An 18,244-nucleotide genomic window follows, 5' to 3' on the forward strand; every position below is an offset into this window, starting at 1 on the left:
AAGAGAAACCTAAGCGGGAAACTGAATCTGCCAGACCTGAATAGACCCATCGGCATCGCCACAGGCCAGCAGCGAACCACCTGGCGACCAGGCCACCACGTGCACAGGAGGGTGCTTACTACTGTAAGCAAAGACACAGGCTCCTGTGCGCACATCCCAGATACGCACGCTCCCATCGGCGCTCGAAGAGGCCAGGAGCTTGCCATCGTGTGACCAGGAGAGCGAGAGAATCTTCTGCGTGTGTCCACTGAAGAGCAGTTTATCCCGGCCCGTGTTGGTATTCCAGTAGTGAATAACCTGCTCCTCTCCGCCTGAAGCCATATAGCTATTCCCAGGCGCCCAGGCCAGGGCCTGCACACTAGCAAACGAGGGGTCGCTAAAGATGCGCCCATGATGCCGTGGGGTGTTGACATGCCAGATCTGTACACCCCCATCCTCGCTGGCCACGGCGACACAGGTGCCATCAGGAGACCAGGTAAGCGCGGCTACATCTTTATCCTGAGGTTTAAAGGTCGCGTGCTGCGTTCCCGACATGGCGTCCCAGACACGGACCATGCCATCTGGTCCATCCACCGAGGCAAGGCGCTGGCCATCGGAGGACCAGGCCAGGGCCTTCACCGGTTGCGTATGCGCCTGGAAGGTATGCATGATAGCACCCCTGGTCGCGCTCCACACATGAACCTGCGGATCATAGCCCGCCGAGGCAATCAATAGCCCTCTGGGTGACCAGGCCACGGTATGCACACCCGTCCGGTGCCCACCGTAGGAGAGGAGAACCTTTCCCGTAGAGGCGTCCCAGACGCGAGCCTGCATATCATTCCCGCCCGAGACAAGCCGGCGCCCATCATAAGACCAGGAAAGACTCCGAACTGCTCCATGGTTCGCGCGCGCCGTCCAGATTACTCTTCCCGCCGCCTTCACCTCTGCCGGAGCTTCCGGCACATCTACGGCAACACCATCTGGCATCGAGAGGGGAGATAAAGGGGTAGTCATCTGGCCAGCGGGGCAACCGCCACTCGCTGCGGGAAGGAGCGCAGCGGCCCAGAGGAAGGACGCGCACGAAACGCCTCTTCAAGCGCATTCGCGAAGGCTTGCATGCTTTTGAAACGCTGGTGTGGCTCCCGCGCCAGCGCGGTCATGACCACCTGCTCAACTTCGGTCGACACGCTGGGGACCTTCGCCCGCAATGGAGGCAACAGCGAGCCATACTGAAACAGGCGCGTGCTAAGCGGATCATAAATCGGACGCTCACCCGTAAACCATTCATAAATGATCAGTCCTAAGGCATACTGGTCACTGGTCTGACGAGCCACGCCCTGATATTGCTCGGGGGCCATGTAGAGCGAGTTCTCTGGGGAACGAGCCGTAAATATTCCCAGAGGAAGAAAGAAGTCACTCAACAGTACATTGCCTTGCTTATCAAGCAGCATATTCTCTGGCTTAATAAACTGGTGCAGATAGTTTTCGCTATGTGCATAGTGCAAGGCCTCAGAAATCTGCCTGGCATACGCCAGAATGCGTTGCGCGGAGAGGCGCGTCCCTTCGGGATGGCGACGACGCAAACTCCCATTGAGGGCAACCTCCATGACCAGGTAGGGAACATTCCATTCGACACCATAATCACGCACACGCATAATATGGGGATGGCTCAGGTTCGCGATTCGGCGAGCCGAACGCGAGAATTTTTCAATTTCTTCCTGAGCAAGGCGCGCCCGTAACATTTTGATAGCCACAGGCGCTTGAGAAGGAAGATGCTCTGCAACAAATACCTGAGCATGCGGTCCCTCCCCGACAATATGGGTTAAACGATAGTGGCCTATCTGTTGTCCCGCACGATACAGCATGAAATAAGTCCTTTGGGGGCGATGTAATCCTAAATATCCATGTAACTGATTATAGAGAAGTTGCTTTTTCACGTCAATGCAAAGCCTGCTCGCTCCCTTAAAAAGAGCCTCACCGTCATCCCCATAAGGCAATTGCGCAACGCACATCTTGATACAATCTGAAGCACCAACGGCGCATTTACGCCTGCTGCGCAAGTACCGGATAAGCTCAAGGGCGAACAACGTTCTCTTGTGCAGCATGAAGAGGTATTCACAAAAGAGGCTATAATCACCTAGCCTATTTTGGGGATGTGATCCTACCAATCAAGCACCAATAGCCAGAATGACGAAGCAGCAGGAACTTAAAAGCATCCCGCTCACGACACGTCTCTGCATCTTTATTGCTCCGTTGGTGATCGATCCAGGACAAGCCACCCACCTGCGCCCCCACCTGGAAGCGCTCGCCAGCGCTACAATGCCATTCCCTCCGAAGGGTAGCGTAAGGGCAAGCCACATCCGGGATGTGGCTTGCCCTTCCTCGCACGCACAAGGCCGAATGAGCAGCCAGGTAAGCTGGAGTTTAGCTACTGTCTGCTGCGTCGCGAGTAGTTAGAGTTCGCGGTATTCGCCTTCGATGGTTCCCGGTTCGCTACTAGAACCGGCCTGTGCTCTCGCTTCAGTGGCTTGGCTGCCAGCAGGAGCGCCTGTATAGCTGGCGATTTCCTGCTGCATACGCTGAGCGGTGCTCTCCAATTCAGCCATGGTGCTCTGCACACGCGCTGTATCACTCCCGGTCAGCGCGTCACGTACGGCTTTGATTCGATTCTCCGCTTCACTGCGCACATCGGGTGAGAGTTTCTCAGTGTTCTCTCGGAGAATCCGTTCTGCCTGGTAGGCTACACTGGAGGCATTGTTGCGTATCTCGATCTCCTGGCGGCGCTGGCGATCTTCCTGAGCGTGCTGCTCCGCTTCACGCACCATGCGGTCAACATCATTTTGCGAGAGACCACTGGAGGCGGTAATGGTGATCTTTTGCTCACGGCCCGTGGCCTTGTCGCGCGCGGTCACGTTGAGAATGCCGTTTGCGTCAATATCGAAGGTGACTTCGATTTGTGGCATGCCACGCGGCGCGGGACTGATACCCTCCAGGCGGAAATGTCCCAGGCTCTTGTTATCGCGCGCCAGCTCACGTTCACCCTGGAGTACATGGACATCTACCGCCGATTGATTATCCTCGGCTGTGCTGAAGGTCTCGCTCTTGCGTGTAGGAATGGTCGTATTGCGCTCAATGAGCTTGGTTGTCACTCCACCCAATGTCTCGACGCCAAGTGAGAGCGGGGTGACATCCAGGAGCAAGACATCCTTAACCTCGCCTCCCAGCACACCTCCCTGGATAGCCGCGCCAATGGCGACCACCTCATCGGGATTAACGCCCTTGTGCGGGTCCTTGCCGAAAATGTTTTTGACAAACTCAACTACGGCTGGCATACGAGTTTGTCCACCTACCAGCACATCCTCGTTGACGTCGCTTGGCTTGACCTGCGCATCCTCCAAGGCACGCATGACTGGGCCGCGCGTGCGCTCGATCAGGTCACCCACCAGTTGCTCTAGCTTGGCACGTGTAAGTGTCATCACAAGGTGCCTTGGCCCACTGGGATCAGCCGTGATAAAGGGGAGGTTAATCTCGGTCTGGGTCGATGAGGAGAGCTCGATCTTGGCTCGCTCAGCTGCTTCTTTTAGGCGTTGCAGCGCCATGCGATCGTTGCGTAAATCAATGCCCTGATCCTTGCGAAACTCGTCAGCAAGCCAATCCACAATCCGCTGGTCAAAGTCGTCGCCACCCAGGTGTGTATCGCCATTGGTGGCCTTGACTTCAATGACACCCTCCCCCAGTTGCAGGACGGAGATATCAAAGGTGCCACCACCAAGGTCATAGACGCCAATCAGCTCGTCATGCTTCTTGTCCAGCCCATAGGCAAGTGAGGCCGCGGTTGGCTCATTAATGATGCGTAAGACTTCAAGTCCTGCGATGGTACCCGCGTCTTTCGTGGCCTGGCGCTGTGAGTCGTTGAAGTAGGCGGGGACAGTGATGACGGCCTGCGTAATGCGCTCCCCCAATTTGTCTTCCGCATCGACTTTCAGCTTTTGGAGGATCATGGCCGAAATTTCTGGCGGACTATACTCACGCCCTCCCATCACGACGCGGACATCACCATTCGCAGCGCCTGTAATCTTGTAGGGAACCATTTTTATCGTACGCTGTACCTCGGGATCATCGAACCTACGCCCCATGAGACGCTTAATGGAGAAGACGGTATTTTCTGGGTTGGTCACGGCCTGGCGTTTGGCGACCTGGCCCACCAGGCGCTCGCCATTCTTTGTAATCGCAACGATAGAGGGTGTAATCCGCCCGCCCTCCCTGTTCTCAATGACGGTGGGTTCACCCGCCTCCATAATTGACATGACTGAGTTTGTTGTTCCCAGGTCTATACCGAGTACCTTTGCCATTGTTGCCCCTCTCTCTCGTAGTATGTCCACGGCTCCTCTCGACAAGGAGCCCGAGCACGTATATGGCTTGCTCACGTGGACTGTCGAATGCCAGAGTCTGCTTCTTTACCTGGCACCCTCGACTCCTATGAGGCGTTTCCGCAGCTCATTCGGCTTGCGTTTGCCTGTTGTCAGGATCAGTCTTTTCTTGCGCCGTGGGCGTTTCGCTCTGAGGAGAGACACCCGCGACACTCACCCTGGCTGAGCGAATGACGTGCTCTTCGATAATGTACCCTTGTTGAAGTACATCAAGAATAGTTCCTTCTGGTGCATCTGCACGGGTCTCGGTCGTGATGGCCTCATGCCAGCGTGGGTTGAATTGTTCGCCGATGGCACCAACACGTTGCACACCCAGTTGGTCAAGCATTGACTCAAGTCTGCGCGCGACCAAAAACAAACCCTGCACCCAGGAATGCGGACACATCTCCGCTGGTGCCGAACGCAACGCCAGCTCAAGATCATCGAGGACAGGCAACAGGTGATAGAGTAGGCTGCTCTGGGCTGTGATGCGTCCCTCAAGCTGTTCCTTACCCATGCGGCGGCGATAATTGACGAACTCCGCCTGAGTTCTACGCAGTTGATCCAGGTATTCTTCCGCTTTGCGTTGCTCTTCCTGTACCGCTTCGCTCGGGGGAACTGACTGGATGGCTGTCGTCGCTTCAGGCGGAGTCTGCTGTTGCTCTGGTTGACCATGTTGTGCTGCCTGAGTGGCTGTCGTGGTGCCAGTTGTGGCCTTCTGTTGTTCCGGGTTGTTTGACTGCATAATATAACCCTCTTCTGTTAAGCACTGTTTTTTACGCGTATCAGCAGCATCGTACAAAACAACGAGCTATGAAAAAGCTATCGTGAACACTGCATGTAGCTTTTGTCATTGAGGGTCTTATGAGAGGGAACTTGCGTCACGACGATGCATTGAAAACAAGAGGGCAACAATGATCGCCTTTATAGTTCCTCAGACTAAGACCTGCATCAATTGGCTGATCAATATTGCTTATAACCCTACTGTTATCCAGTTCGCGCCATCATACGAAAGATAGCATGAAAAGGAAAATTTCTCTATAAATTATTGCCAGTAGTAACACAAATAAAACATCTAAATGTTCTGGTCTGCAAACCCGTAATTCACTATTGGACATGCATTGGGGGTTAGGAATGCATACGCTGAGAGCGCTTAAAAGGGCTATTTTATTTAATTGAGGATTGTTGCCAACACTCATTTCATTGAGGTACACTTCTAAAAGTGCATCTACATCTTTACAAATACCAATGGCGCTTATCTTGCATCTCTTGCGAATGTAAAAGTCTTTTACAACAAAGCTCCGTCTCACCACAATGAGACGGGGAGAAAAGTCTCTTGAAGAGAGAGGAGTAACGTGCCTCACTTTACACTTAGCCACTCAACCAACCATACACAGATAGATCAGGCTCTGCAACAGCTTGTTGAACGTTATGAGTCTTCCTTTCCCGAGCGCATCGCCGCATACTACCTTACAGGGAGCTATGCCGATGAGAGCGATGTACAAACAAGCGATGTAGACCTCGATATTATCTTCCGTGAGCGCTTTCGCAATACAGAGGAGCGCCAGCTCGCGGAACAGTTGCGAGACGAGTTTATGACGCGCGCGAAACGCCGGCAACTCGAATTCGATATCTCCCTCACCGAAGAAGAGACCTTCAGCATCAGGGGCATCGAACCCAATCTCAAGCTAGCCGGGCAGCATCTCTTTGGCGAGGATATTTGCGCGCGCTATCCGCTGATGCCTATCGAGGAGTGGGCGCATGAGCGCATGCACGCCGTCTATTATCTACTCACCCACGTCTACTCGAGGGAGCCCTGCCTGAACCTGGACTACCCCAACTGGAGCGATGAATTCTTTGGCTATATGAATCGCACCGTCACGCTCGCGGATGGGAGCGAGGTCCCCTGCACACGCAACCTGCTCCGCACCACGGGATGGGCCGCGACGGCGCTGCTGGCCTTTCAAGCCAGAGAATACGTAGCGCGCAAACGTGACTGCCACCTCACCTACCGGCAACATATCGATGACGAGTGGGGAACATTGTTAGAGAGTCTCTATACCCTCTGTCGCCAGCGCTGGCACTACCTGCTCCCCACCAGCCCCCAGGAGCGCCAACAGTTACGAGGAATTTGCCAGCTCGTACAGGGCTTTGAGCAGCACTTTATGCGCCAGTATAAGCAGTTCATCTTGACCGAATTACAGGCCGGACCGGAGGCACTGAAGCAACGTACACGCGAATTCCAACAACGCTTCCCCTGCACGATGCCGAGGTAGAGGCAGCACTCCGCTGAACTTTCATCAGGCATATCATATGGTCCATGCTGACATGGACCATATGATATGCCTCTCTAGACTGTCACGCCCTGTTCTTGCAAGAGCAGGTCCTCTTCGTAGATACGGCGAATCACATCCTCGATCTCTGGCTCCTGGAAGGTGACATCGCGCAGGCGATGCCGCCCGCCCAACCAGGCCACCAGCTCATGCGCGGGCAGAGCATCGCGCGCAAAGCTGAGCCAGACACGCGGCCCCTCAGCTCGCACCAGGCATACACCAGGTGGGAGAGTTGGCAGCACGACCTGGTCCTGTTCGTCACGGGCAAGTTGGTCCAGCTCAGCGGGATCAAGGACCGCGATCAGCGTACGCTCGCCGCCGAAGCGCTCTCGAATGTCTGCTACCGAACCATCGTAAAGCTTACGACCGTGATCGATAATGACCATGCGAGGACAGAGCGTCTCGACGTCATCCATATCATGAGTCGTCAGCAAAACCGTGGTCTTCCGCTCGGCATTCAGTTGCAGCAAGAACTCGCGGATACGAGCCTTGGCTACAACGTCCAGGCCGATGGTAGGCTCATCCAGATAGAGTAGCTCCGGATCATGCAGGAGCGCGGCCGCGATATCTCCACGCATCCGCTGGCCCAGCGAGAGCTGGCGCACAGGCGTATCAATAAACTCGTTTAAGTCGAGTGTCTCGCGCAGCTGCTCCAGATTCGCGCGGTGGCGCTCCTCCGGCACCTGATAGAGGTGGCGCAGGAGGCGCAGCGAGTCGATAAGGGGCAGATCCCACCAGAGCTGGGTTCGCTGCCCAAAGACCACGCCGATCCGTGAGGCCAGTTCGCGCCGCTGGCGAATAGGTTCCAGGCCCGCCACGCGTAGAGTGCCACCGCTGGGCGTCAGGATGCCCGTCATCATTTTAATCGATGTGCTTTTCCCCGCCCCGTTGGGACCCACCAGGCCAAGCATCTCCCCGCGCTCAACACGCAGCGAGATATCCTGGACCGCGTTCACCAGGCGCAGCTCTGGATTGACGATACTGCGTATTCCACCCAACACTCCAGGCCGGCGCCGGGCCAGGCGAAAGGTCTTCGTCATCTGCTCAACTTCAATGATTGCTGACATAATGTACTCCTTTCAGTTGTAGGGTCCATGCTGGCATGGACTGGAGGCCCGCAGGTTGACACTCCGACGCGAGGAGATCGCTTCGCTCGGAGTCCATGCCAGCATGGACCCTACAAATACGCTATTTAGTTGCCAGTGCTTTGATATTGACGAACGCCAAAGCGCCAGGCCAGCACACAGACAGCGGCAAAGGCCAGCGCCAGGACAGGCGCACAAAAGGCCAGCCACAGCGGAAGGCCAAAGGGCAGGGGCCGCTCAAGAATGTAGCAGACCGGGATATACGAGCCAAAGGCCAGAGGCACAATAAAGAGAAAGAAGCGCTGCATCAAGGCGTTATACGCCGTGAGCGGATAGCTCAGCATCTCACGCCCCCCATAGGAGAGCACATTGGTGATCTCCACTGCCTCGATGGTCCAGAAACAGATGGTCGCGCCAAGCAGCAGAATCGCCACAAAAATGAGCGCGGTACTGACAATGCCAACTGGGAGTAAAAGCATCTTGATCCAGGTCCAGTGGAGCTGGGGCAGAAGCGTCAGGGAGTAGCCCATCGATAGCACCCCGAGCGAGATACGCCCCAGGCGGCGCAGGCGAAAATCGCTGCCCACAATCTGGAGAAATACTCCCGTTGGACGTAGCAGCACCCGGTCAAACTCGCCCTTACGAATCGTCTCAGGGAAATTATCAATACCCGCGCCCACCAGCTCGGCCACGCCAAAGCTCAAATTGATCACCGAGCTGAGAAAGGCCACCTCGCCCACCTTCCAGCCCAGCATATCGGGGAAGGCAAAGAAGAAAAGCAGGAGCGCAAAAAACTCCAACCCGGTCACCGCCAGGTACGAGCCAATATCCAGCAATAGATTAACCTTGTACTGAAACTGAGCCTTGATCTGCATGCTCACCAGGTAGCGGTAGAGGCGCAGATCGGCCAGAAATGTCGATAGCATCGTATGAACACTCCTCTCTTAACCGCCCTGAGATACCACACGACGCGTCGCGATGGTGGTCACGGCACGCGCGATCAGGATCAGGACCAGCAGCCAGCCAAGCTGGCGCACAAACTCAAACCAGAAGTCGGTCAGCGTCATCTTGCCCAGAAAGGCCAGCGCGGGCGCGTTCATAAAGCCATTGAACGGCAACCAGACCGTGAAGCTTCGCAACCAGCCAGGGAAGAAGTAGACCGGCACATAGGACCCGGTAAAAAACTGCGAGATAACCACGGACATCGTGACCATGGCTCGCCCTTCAAGAATCCAGAAGGCAAAGATGTTATAGAGAAAGCGATAGGCCACCCCCAACAGAATGGCGGGCGGCAACATCAAAAGAAGCGTGCCCCAGTTCGTCCAGGAGATAGGCGCGCCTATATGAAACAGAAACATGCCCGCCACGTAAATGGGCAGCCCACGAAAGAGCAGGAAGAAGAGGCTACGCCCCACCTCGCGGCTAAACCAGTACCAGCAGAAGTCGCAGGGCTTGCTTAGATCCGACACGACCTCCCCGGTGCGAATCGTCATCATCAGGTCCATCCAACCGAATGGTGAAATGACCATAAGGAAGGATTGTAAGAGCCAGGTATAGCGCAGGCTATCCTGAACGCTGTAGCCAGGGACCGCCGGTCGCGCGTGATAGAGCGCGAGGATGATATAGCTAAACAGGGTACAGAAGAAAATGTTGGTAACCAGGCCCGAAATATTGGCCCAGCGATAGATTAATTGGCGGCGAAATGCGGTCAACGCCACCTCAACATAAAAAGGGAACATATCACTCCTTGCAAAGGACAGCCAGAAAGAGCACAAAATGCCCTACTCTGATGAAAGGACTATGACAAAACATGGCTTGCGTGCATGCAAACCAGGTGCCCGGACAAGGCCAGGTCGATGAAGAAGATGTGGAAAGGAAATTATCGGGGACACAACAAAACCGGGATGGCTCACAACCAACCCGTAAGGAAGAAAAACAAGTACCGGAAAACCCCTACGCGCCAAAGAGAGCGTCATCTTCACGCGAAGGAGCACTATTATAGCATCAGCCACTAGAGCTTAGCAAGTCCTTTGCCCTTCGTGCCAAAGTCACCTATGTTCTTCCCTCTCGGCTCGCAAGCTCGCCTTTGCAAAAGGGGTGTAGGCGTGATGGCGGGCGACTGCCCACCATCACGCCTACACCCCTTTTATGTAAGCGCCGAAGGCGCGACTCATTCTTGGGTAGAAGGGGCCTCTTCCTCGGCAGGTTCTTCCTGCTCCAGGAGGAGAGGGAAGGGCGTTTTTTTGCCGTTGGCGGATAACGCGGAGGGGCGCGCGGAGTGATTATTGGGGTGCGCGCGCTCAAGGGGGAGTTGCTGGTGATGATAGATACGATTCGAGAGCAAGGCGTGATTGGCGTTCATCGCCACCTGCATGGATTCAATAATATGCTCCAATTGCTGGATACTGCTGAGTATTTCTTCGATGTTGGTAATATTACTGGCAAAGGCAGGCTGTTGCTGCATGAGATCCACATGCAGGCTCTGCATCTGGACCGCCAGGTAGTTCTGGACCTCTTTGAGCATGCCTTGCATAGAATCATCAAGGATGCTCAGGCGCTGTTCCAGCACCCTGTCAAAGGCGGCTGCCATATCATCCCAGGGAATCTCGGTCTGTAGCTCTATCGAGTCATACTCGGAACTCAACTCCAGTTCGGTAGCGCCCCCCCAAAGGTCGCAAAGTCACTCTGGGTATGTTGCTTGATTAGCTCCTCGATGGCCAGCAGTTGGGCCGCCAGGGCGTTCTCCATGGTGTGTTGAAATTGTCCCTGTTGGCGATCCTCGCGCTGTTCCACGTGGCGCGCCAGAGCCTGGTCCGCATGCTCCTGTCCGGAAGAGACGATCTGACTCAGCCCCTCCAGCGTGCGCGCATGCTGCTCATTCAAGCGACGAGGAATAGTACGTAAAAGTTCCTGGTTGAGTGAGGAGAGGCGCTGCTCAAACTCGCGGCGCAAGGTCGCAAAGCGGCTATCCAGCGAGCGCTCCATCTCGCGTCGATGCGCGCTCAGCCGTTGATCGAGAATGGTAGTAAATGCTTGTAGCTCATCTTGAGTAAACGACATGGCCTATCCCCTCTTCGTGTTTGTCCGCTTTAGCGAGTCTCGCCTTCCACAGTATAGGAAGCAAATACATCCATGTCAATATTTTCAGGCTTTTGGCCAGGCTTTCCATTTCTCGACCACATCGGGAGGCTTCCTTCTTCTCTATAGAGCCTTCGCGCCTGCGGCGCTCAGGGGTAAAGGGGTGTGGGTAGAAAACGGCAAAAGCCGTTTCCTACCCACACCCCTTTACTTCGAGGCTCGTGCAGCGAGCCGAGAAAAGGGCTAGAAGAGAGCTGGAAAGCATAGGGCTAGCCAGAGAAGTTCATCTGTGCCACGGAGGTATGGGCCAGGAGCTTCTGCGCATTGCGCCACATCAGCTTTTCGCGTGCCTCGGGCGTAAAATAGTCAAAGGCCTCGAAGTCGCGCAGCCAGCGCTGGGGGGTGATAAAGGGATAGTCGGAGCCAAATAGAAAGCGATCCTGCATCCGCGTCGCAGCCTCGCGCAACAATACCTCGGGGATGCGTTTGGGCGACCATCCGGAAAGGTCGTTAAAGACGTTTGTCTTATGTTGCATGGTCGCTAGCATCTCCTCATGCCAGGGCCAGGAAGGGTGGGCACCAATAATCGTCAAGCTGGGGAAGTCAGCCGCCAGGGCATCCAGATAGATCGGGCGTGTATAGTCAAGTTTGATGCCCATGCCACCGGGCGTGCCAGCTCCCAGGCCATTGGTGCCGGTATGAAAGAGCGCCGGGATGCCCAGTTCCTGAATCTTCTCCATTAATGGATAGAATTGCGGATCATTGGGATAGAAGGCCTGAACGCCTGGATGGAATTTAGCACCACCTAGCCCAAGATCTTTCACGGCGCGCTCTATCTCTTTCACAGCAGCCTTTCCTTATGGGGATCGACGCTGGCAAAGCCAATAAATTGCTGCGGGTAACGCTTCACAATCTCGGCAATATAGTCATTGCCCAGTGGGGGCAGGCCAGTCGCGGTCTCGGCGTCCCAGGCCAGCAGCACACCGATCATATCTAACTCGGCGTAATCGGCGGCGATCTGCTCGATATCTTTAAGCTTGACTTCGGTGCGGAAGAATTTCTCAGCGGCCCTGGCATATGGGCCAAGCGTCACCTGCATAAACTCCGTAGTCGGCAGGTGGACATGAAAATCAACGGCGCGTGGCATATCATAACTCCTCATAATCTATACCCTAAGTGACACACAACATTGTGCATCTACGCACTCTCATTATAGTATCGTGGGAAGGAGGCATGTCCAAACGGTCAGCGTCTTCTCGCTTGTCATACAGCCTTTTCTGGTGTACCTCGAATGACTTATTGCTTCCTTTATGGGACCTCTGGTTTTTTTGAAAACAAACGGGGGGATATTGCGTTATGGTAAGTAGGGAATGGCATGATGCCATCATCATATGATACCGCAGATGTATTTTTGCTGGAGCTTTAATTTACTATGCAAAACTACCCGCTAAAACGTACACAATTGACCCATCAACATATTTTAAAATCGTTTCTTGCCTGTATCTGCTGCCTCTTTCTCTTTCTTACCAGTTGCGCAGATACGACAACCGGTAACTCACCAAATACATCCTCCCAAGGCAGCCAGACTACGGCCTCCAAAGGGAACGAGAACTCATATGAAAGCACGCTTGAAGCGCAACGTCTCAGCAAAGTGAAGGCCTTAATCTCGGGTATGTCTCTTGATGAAAAAATTGGCCAGCTCATCATCGTCGAATATTTCGGCTCAGACTATGCAAACACAGCTCTCCCCTATATGGTAGGGCAACAGCATGTAGGCGGCTATCTCTATCAGCAGATAAATCACAACTTTGAATATCCCTCCAACACCATTGACGGAGCTAAACAATTCGCAGATGCAGCTAACAAAGACGCTAAGATTCCCTTGCTCATTGCTATCGACCAGGAAGGCGGCGTTGTCAATAAACTCAGCACCCTGTTTGGTGATGCCCCTCCGCCGAGGACCTGGCAGCCACCGGAGATCCCAACAAAGCCCTGGAGGCGGGACAGGAAGATGCTAACCACATGCAACAGGTAGGCATTAATGTGAACCTTGCCCCCGTCGTCGATGTGCAGACGGCGACACCTCCACTGCTGGCCTCGCGCACTTTTGGTACAGATGGCAACTCCGTCGCGACCTACGCGGGGGCCTTTCTGAATGGCTTGCAGAAAAATAACGTTATTGGCTGCTTGAAACATTTCCCCGGTCTGGGATCGCTCACAAGTGCGGACGATCCTCACGACACTCTGCCCGTCGTCTCTAGTAGCATGGATACCCTCCAAAAGTACGACCTGGCTCCCTATAAAAAACTGATCGCGACGCAGAAGCCCGCCATGATTATGTCAACCGATGTGGTCACCACGGCCATTGATCCCGATCTGCCAGCGGAACTCTCGCCCAAGGCCATCGATGGCGTCCTGCGCAAACAGCTCGGCTATAACGGTGTGGTGATCACTGATGGCCTCTATATGGGCGGGCTGAGTCGCTGGGGCCTGGCCGAGTCTGCCGTGCTCTCGATTATTGCAGGCAACGACCTGATCGAGGGGCCCTACACCTCCTCCCAGGTGGCAGAGGTCGTGCAGGCTTTCAAAGACGCCATCCAGAATGGACGCTTAACTGAGAAGCGCATCGATGAGTCCCTCCAGCGCATCCTCCTCATGAAGATGCAGTACGGCATCATCAAAGCGTAAATTACTTGTGTTTGGGAATATAATGGGCCCTGGCAACCTGAGGTTGCCAGGGCCCATTATATTCCCAAACACAGAGAATGAGGCTCTTTTTCAGAGCCTCATAGCACAAATAGCATATTTCACTCAACAAGGCAGGCTTTGTATGATACAATTTCAATCTGTACAATGCTGTCCGCTTTCTTCTGTAGATTTCGCATGTAGAAGGAGAAGCTCGCCGATGAGATTAGCACTTAAACGACTTCATCACCTGGGAAAACACCTATCTATCGGTGTGCTTATCTGCACACTCATGACCTTAGGCATAGTACCAGGAACAGCCTCAGCCCACGAAACAACCCAAACGGCCACTACAGCCAGCTATGCCCTCTCTTCCACAGGTACAAACTCACCCAAGCGCCAACTACGTGCTGCCTGGATCGCTACAGTTACAAATATCGATTGGCCATCACAGCCGGGCCTGCCCGCTACCACGCAGCAGCAGGAATATCTAACGCACCTGGATGAACTGCAACAGATGAATATGAATGCCGTTGTCGTCCAGGTCAAGCCCACTGCCGATGCTTTCTATCCATCACAGTATGGCCCCTGGTCCCAATATTTAACCGGGGTGCAGGGACGCGATCCTGGCTATGATCCCCTGGCCTTTATGGTCAATGAGACGCATAAGCGCAATATTGAATTTCATGCCTGGTTTAATCCCTACCGGGTCAGCATGCAAGGCGATATCAACCAGCTCGTCGCTAATCACCCGGCGCGCCTGCATCCCGACTGGGTCATCAGCTATGGCGGCAAGCTCTACTACAATCCCGGCATTCCCGAGGCTCGCGAGTTTGTAGTGCAGAGCATCCTGGAGGTTGTGCGTAACTACGACGTCGATGGCATCCACCTGGATGACTACTTCTATCCCTACAAGGTCGGCACCCAGGACTTCCCCGACGACGCCACCTACCAGCAATATGGCGCGGCTCGCTTCGCCAATAAGGATGACTGGCGCCGCGATAATGTCAATCAGATGATCCAGGAGCTTTCAAGCGGGATCAAGCAGATCAAGCCCTATGTCAAGTTTGGCATCAGCCCCTTTGGCGTCTGGCGCAATGCATCGGTTGATCCAACTGGCTCCGATACCACCGCCGGTCAGACCAACTACGATACCCTCTACGCCGACACGCGCACCTGGATCAAGAACAACTGGCTCGACTATATCGCGCCTCAGATCTACTGGAATATTGGCTTCGCGCCCGCCGCCTATGACAAGCTCGTAAGCTGGTGGGTCAACGAGGTCGCCGGAACTCATGTCCAGCTCTACATTGGCCAGGCCACCTATAAGATCGGCACCAGCAGCCCGACGAACTGGCTCAACCCGGACGAGATGCCCAATCAGCTTGCGCTCAACCTGCAATATCCCCAGGTCCAGGGCAGCATCTTCTTTAGCTTAAAAGATCTCAATGCCAATTTACTGGGTTTTAAAGACCGTCTGGTCAACGATATCTATAAGCAGAAGGCGCTAGTCCCCACCATGCCCTGGCTGGATAGTACCGCTCCTGACCCGGTGATACTCCTGCCTGGCGGACCGAAACAGGACAGCGCGAGTCTACGCTGGCTTGATCTCCCGCATAACACAACGGCCTACTATGTGATCTATCGCTTCGACGGCAAGGTTGTGCCTACCCAGGCGGACTTTGACAACAGCGCCAACATCCTCACAACACTGCGCAAGCTGCAGGATAGCACACAGCAGCAGTTTGTGGATACAAGCGCCCAGAGCGATCACACCTACACGTACTATGTCACCGCAGTGGATCGGCTGCATAACGAAAGCCAGCTCTCACACGGGCGATCGATCACACTTGTCTGAACGAGAACGCTATTGATCACACTCGCCTGATCGTGAACATACCTATCATGAGAAGCCCCCAGCAATTCCTGATTGCTGGGGGCCTTCTGCTCATAAACGATCACACCACGGGAGACACACATTCCTTTTCATCAATGCATTTTGCAGAAAGGAAGAGGTACGCGCAGTAAGTCTAGGACTCCTGCTCCTTGCGGACGCGGCGTACAATGGCCCAGGCGGTGGGCAGCAGGGCTGCGGCGACGACCATCTTGAAGGCCTCGCCAGGGAGGAAGGGGACCGCGCCCGCCAGCAGGGACGCGCTCAGGCTATGATTCACACCGTGCGCCATGGGCAGACCGAAGATAGCCAGCCAGATCACGCCCAGACCCAGGTTAATAACCACAGCAGGCAACATGGCGAAGACCGAGGTCAGGTAGCTGCGATCCAGGCCGCGCTCACAGAGCCAGCCAACCACGAAGGCCGCAATAGGAAAGGCCCAGATATAACCCGCGGTCAAACCAATCAGGCTGGCGGGAGAACCACCACTCGCAAAGACCGGCAGGCCAACCGCGCCTTCAGCGATGTACAGCAGCATTACCAGTGCGCCACGCTTGCTGCCCAGGGCCGCCCCTGTCAGCAAGACCATAAATGTCTGTAGCGTTATAGGAACCGGGGTAAAGGGGAGGTAGAAGCCTACGTGTGCGGCCAGGGCCATCAAAATACTAGCACTCACGATGAGCAATCCATCACGCCCCAGGCTGGCGACACGTGACGTCCGTCGCGCGGGGACTGCGTAATCAAGAATAGTTGTTCCTGGTGCTATTGCCATTAGTATACTCCTCAATTTGTTGTTCTGTTCGTTCTTTTAATTCCACAACGCTGCCCAGGCCAAAGATCTTCTACGAAATACGCACTACAAGAGACCTCTTCCTCGGGGCCAGCATTCACGTAGCGAATTCTACCACATTCTTCTAAATTATTGGTAGGTTGCTTATGGTTATTGTTGAGTCTTCCGACGGCTGGCGAAGCCAGTCCTTCATCACACTCAGCAATAACCCTAAATACGCACTTTACATGCATATATAATCTTAAAGACGTATGCGAATACGAAACTATTTATAGCGTGCTACAATACAATTCATATAAGAATGTTCGTTTTCTTCTTGCAATTTCCGCACTCAAGAGATGGAGATGTCACACGATGAGATCACTGCCAGCACGCCTCATGGGCAAACTCATGTCACTCTCCGCGTTGCTCTGCGCCCTGCTCGCCCTGAGCCTGGTGCCGGGCACAGCTAGCATCTATGGCGCCACGAGCGGCCCCGGTATACCTCAGGTGAACACGACTCCGCTCGCGCCCAAGCGCCAGTTGCGTGCCGCCTGGCTCGCCACCGTCCAAAACATTGATTGGCCTTCGAAGCCTGGATTGCCCATCGACACACAGAAACAGGAGTATACGGCCCACCTGGATGAAATGCAGCAGATGAACATGAACGCCATCGTCGTCCAGGTGCGCCCCACGGCTGACGCCTTCTATCCATCACGCTATGCCCCGTGGTCGGCCTACCTGACGGGTACACAGGGACAGGATCCTGGCTATGATCCCCTGGCCTTTATGGTCAATGAAACGCATAGGCGGGGGATGGAGTTTCACGCCTGGTTTAATCCCTACCGGGTCAGCATGCAAGGTGATATTAACCAGCTCGTCGCTAATCACCCGGCGCGCCTGAATCCCGACTGGGTCGTGAGCTATGGAGGAAAACTCTATTATAATCCCGGGGTACCTGCGGCACGCCAATACGTTGAGGATAGTATTCTCGAAGTCGTGCGCAACTACGACATCGATGCCGTCCACCTGGATGACTACTTCTACCCTTACAAGGTTGGCAATCAGGACTTCCCCGATGACGCCGCCTATCAGCGCTATGGCAGCGGAAGCTTTGCTAAAAAGGATGACTGGCGGCGAGCCAACATCAATCTCCTCGTCTACGAACTCTCCACGCGCATCAAGCAGATTAAGTCCTTTGTCAAATTTGGCATCAGTCCCTTTGGCGTCTGGCGCAACAAAGTCGCCGATCCCACCGGCTCGGATACCGCCGCCACGCAGACCAGCTATGATGATCTGTATGCCGATGCTCGCACCTGGATCAGAAACAACTGGCTCGACTATATCGCCCCACAGATCTACTGGAGTATTGGCTTCACGCCTGCCGCCTATGACAAGCTCATCGCCTGGTGGGCCAACGAAGTCAGCAGGAGCCGCATCCAACTCTATATCGGGCAGGGAGTTTACAAGATCGGCACCAGTGAGACTACAGGTTGGCAATCTCCCAATGAGATGCCCAATCAGCTCGCGCTCAACCTGCAATATCCCCAGGTCCAGGGCAGCATCTTCTTTAGCCTGTCTAGCCTGCACGCTAATCCGTTGGGATTCAAAGATCGCCTGAGTAGCACCATCTATCACACTCCGGCGCTGGTCCCCACCATGTCCTGGCTCCCGCGCACAAATCCGCGATCTCTCACATTGCAACCGCTGGAACAGAGCACGCAGGGGATCATCCTGCACTGGAGCGACGCGCCTTATAACGGCACAATAGCATATGTGATCTATCGCTTCAGCAGCAATGGCGCAACCCAGGCAACCGACTTCAACACCGGCACCAACATCCTGACGATTCTCCCCAAGCTCCAGAACAATTATCAGCACGCCTTCATGGATACCAGCATTCAGGCAGGAGGAAACTACACCTACTACATTACCCCTGTTGATCGCCTGCACAACGAAGGCGCGCCCGTTCGTTGGCAACCCGTAACACAGCGGTAAGACGTCAAGCATTG

Annotated in this window: 16 protein-coding genes and 1 pseudogene; 5 read left to right on the forward strand and 12 right to left on the reverse strand. The window is 54.6% G+C overall.

The features are described from left to right. Positions 1-9: 9 nt before the first annotated feature. A complete protein-coding gene (locus JMJ04_RS42135; protein WP_201376389.1) occupies positions 10-993 on the reverse strand; it encodes a WD40 repeat domain-containing protein in 984 nt (327 codons plus the stop codon). Next, entirely contained in the window at positions 990-1,844 is an 855-nt protein-coding gene (locus JMJ04_RS42140; protein ID WP_201376390.1) for a serine/threonine-protein kinase, read from the reverse strand. Before JMJ04_RS42140 ends, JMJ04_RS42135 begins: the two co-directional genes overlap by 4 nt. A 322-nt stretch (positions 1,845-2,166) precedes the next feature. On the opposite strand from JMJ04_RS42140, the gene JMJ04_RS42145 reads away from it, so the two are divergent. Then, the gene (locus JMJ04_RS42145) at positions 2,167-2,436 is read left to right on the forward strand and encodes a hypothetical protein (RefSeq protein ID WP_201376391.1); all 270 of its coding nucleotides are present in this window, start codon (positions 2,167-2,169) and stop codon (positions 2,434-2,436) included. On the opposite strand, the gene dnaK is transcribed toward JMJ04_RS42145, so the two are convergent. Together dnaK and JMJ04_RS42155 are read right to left on the reverse strand one after the other, a co-directional pair. Further along, positions 2,433-4,331: a molecular chaperone DnaK gene (gene dnaK, locus JMJ04_RS42150; protein WP_201376392.1), complete on the reverse strand. Its 1,899-nt coding sequence runs from the start codon at positions 4,329-4,331 to the stop codon at positions 2,433-2,435. The genes JMJ04_RS42145 and dnaK overlap by 4 nt on opposite strands. A gap of 145 nt (positions 4,332-4,476) precedes the next feature. Then, positions 4,477-5,133 (reverse strand): nucleotide exchange factor GrpE, encoded by a 657-nt coding sequence (locus JMJ04_RS42155; RefSeq protein WP_201376393.1) that lies wholly within the window; start codon positions 5,131-5,133, stop codon positions 4,477-4,479. 610 nt (positions 5,134-5,743) lie between these two features. On the opposite strand from JMJ04_RS42155, the gene JMJ04_RS42160 reads away from it, so the two are divergent. Beyond that, a complete protein-coding gene (locus JMJ04_RS42160; RefSeq protein ID WP_201376394.1) occupies positions 5,744-6,664 on the forward strand; it encodes a nucleotidyltransferase domain-containing protein in 921 nt (306 codons plus the stop codon). 74 nt (positions 6,665-6,738) lie between these two features. Here JMJ04_RS42160 and JMJ04_RS42165 read toward each other — a convergent pair whose 3' ends face one another. The 7 genes from JMJ04_RS42165 to JMJ04_RS42195 all read right to left on the reverse strand — a co-directional run bounded on the left by JMJ04_RS42165 (position 6,739) and on the right by JMJ04_RS42195 (position 12,031). Beyond that, positions 6,739-7,788, reverse strand: a complete 1,050-nt coding sequence (locus JMJ04_RS42165; protein WP_201376395.1) for an ABC transporter ATP-binding protein — start codon at positions 7,786-7,788, stop codon at positions 6,739-6,741. 125 nt (positions 7,789-7,913) lie between these two features. After that, the gene (locus JMJ04_RS42170; RefSeq protein ID WP_201376396.1) at positions 7,914-8,732 is read right to left on the reverse strand and encodes an ABC transporter permease; all 819 of its coding nucleotides are present in this window, start codon (positions 8,730-8,732) and stop codon (positions 7,914-7,916) included. An 18-nt stretch (positions 8,733-8,750) separates the two neighbouring features. Then, a complete protein-coding gene (locus JMJ04_RS42175) occupies positions 8,751-9,545 on the reverse strand; it encodes an ABC transporter permease (RefSeq protein ID WP_201376397.1) in 795 nt (264 codons plus the stop codon). A gap of 431 nt (positions 9,546-9,976) precedes the next feature. Continuing rightward, positions 9,977-10,450 carry a hypothetical protein gene (locus tag JMJ04_RS42180; protein ID WP_201376398.1) on the reverse strand — a complete coding sequence of 158 codons (474 nt, stop codon included), beginning with the start codon at positions 10,448-10,450 and terminating at the stop codon, positions 9,977-9,979. Further along, positions 10,447-10,866, reverse strand: coding sequence for a hypothetical protein (locus JMJ04_RS42185; protein WP_201376399.1), 420 nt, complete (start codon positions 10,864-10,866; stop codon positions 10,447-10,449). Before JMJ04_RS42185 ends, JMJ04_RS42180 begins: the two co-directional genes overlap by 4 nt. Before the next feature lie 287 nt (positions 10,867-11,153). Continuing rightward, positions 11,154-11,729: an amidohydrolase family protein gene (locus tag JMJ04_RS42190; protein WP_201376400.1), complete on the reverse strand. Its 576-nt coding sequence runs from the start codon at positions 11,727-11,729 to the stop codon at positions 11,154-11,156. Continuing rightward, a complete protein-coding gene (locus JMJ04_RS42195; protein ID WP_201376401.1) occupies positions 11,726-12,031 on the reverse strand; it encodes an amidohydrolase family protein in 306 nt (101 codons plus the stop codon). The genes JMJ04_RS42190 and JMJ04_RS42195 overlap by 4 nt, the downstream gene beginning before the upstream one ends. Before the next feature lie 525 nt (positions 12,032-12,556). On the opposite strand from JMJ04_RS42195, the pseudogene JMJ04_RS42200 reads away from it, so the two are divergent. Both JMJ04_RS42200 and JMJ04_RS42205 read left to right on the forward strand, forming a co-directional pair. Beyond that, a pseudogene (locus tag JMJ04_RS42200) lies at positions 12,557-13,572 on the forward strand (glycoside hydrolase family 3 protein). A gap of 217 nt (positions 13,573-13,789) precedes the next feature. Then, on the forward strand, positions 13,790-15,427 hold the full coding sequence (locus JMJ04_RS42205) for a glycoside hydrolase family 10-like protein (RefSeq protein ID WP_201376402.1): 1,638 nt from the start codon (positions 13,790-13,792) through the stop codon (positions 15,425-15,427). A 172-nt stretch (positions 15,428-15,599) separates the two neighbouring features. Here the strand turns inward: JMJ04_RS42205 and JMJ04_RS42210 are convergent, their stop codons facing one another. Beyond that, positions 15,600-16,235 (reverse strand): biotin transporter BioY, encoded by a 636-nt coding sequence (locus tag JMJ04_RS42210; RefSeq protein WP_201376403.1) that lies wholly within the window; start codon positions 16,233-16,235, stop codon positions 15,600-15,602. Between the two features lie 372 nt (positions 16,236-16,607). On the opposite strand from JMJ04_RS42210, the gene JMJ04_RS42215 reads away from it, so the two are divergent. Then, positions 16,608-18,230, forward strand: coding sequence for a glycoside hydrolase family 10-like protein (locus tag JMJ04_RS42215; protein ID WP_201376404.1), 1,623 nt, complete (start codon positions 16,608-16,610; stop codon positions 18,228-18,230). The last annotated feature ends 14 nt before the right edge of the window (positions 18,231-18,244 follow it).

Origin of the sequence: Ktedonobacter robiniae, from assembly GCF_016587375.1 — a bacterium.
Lineage (GTDB): Bacteria > Chloroflexota > Ktedonobacteria > Ktedonobacterales > Ktedonobacteraceae > Ktedonobacter > Ktedonobacter robiniae.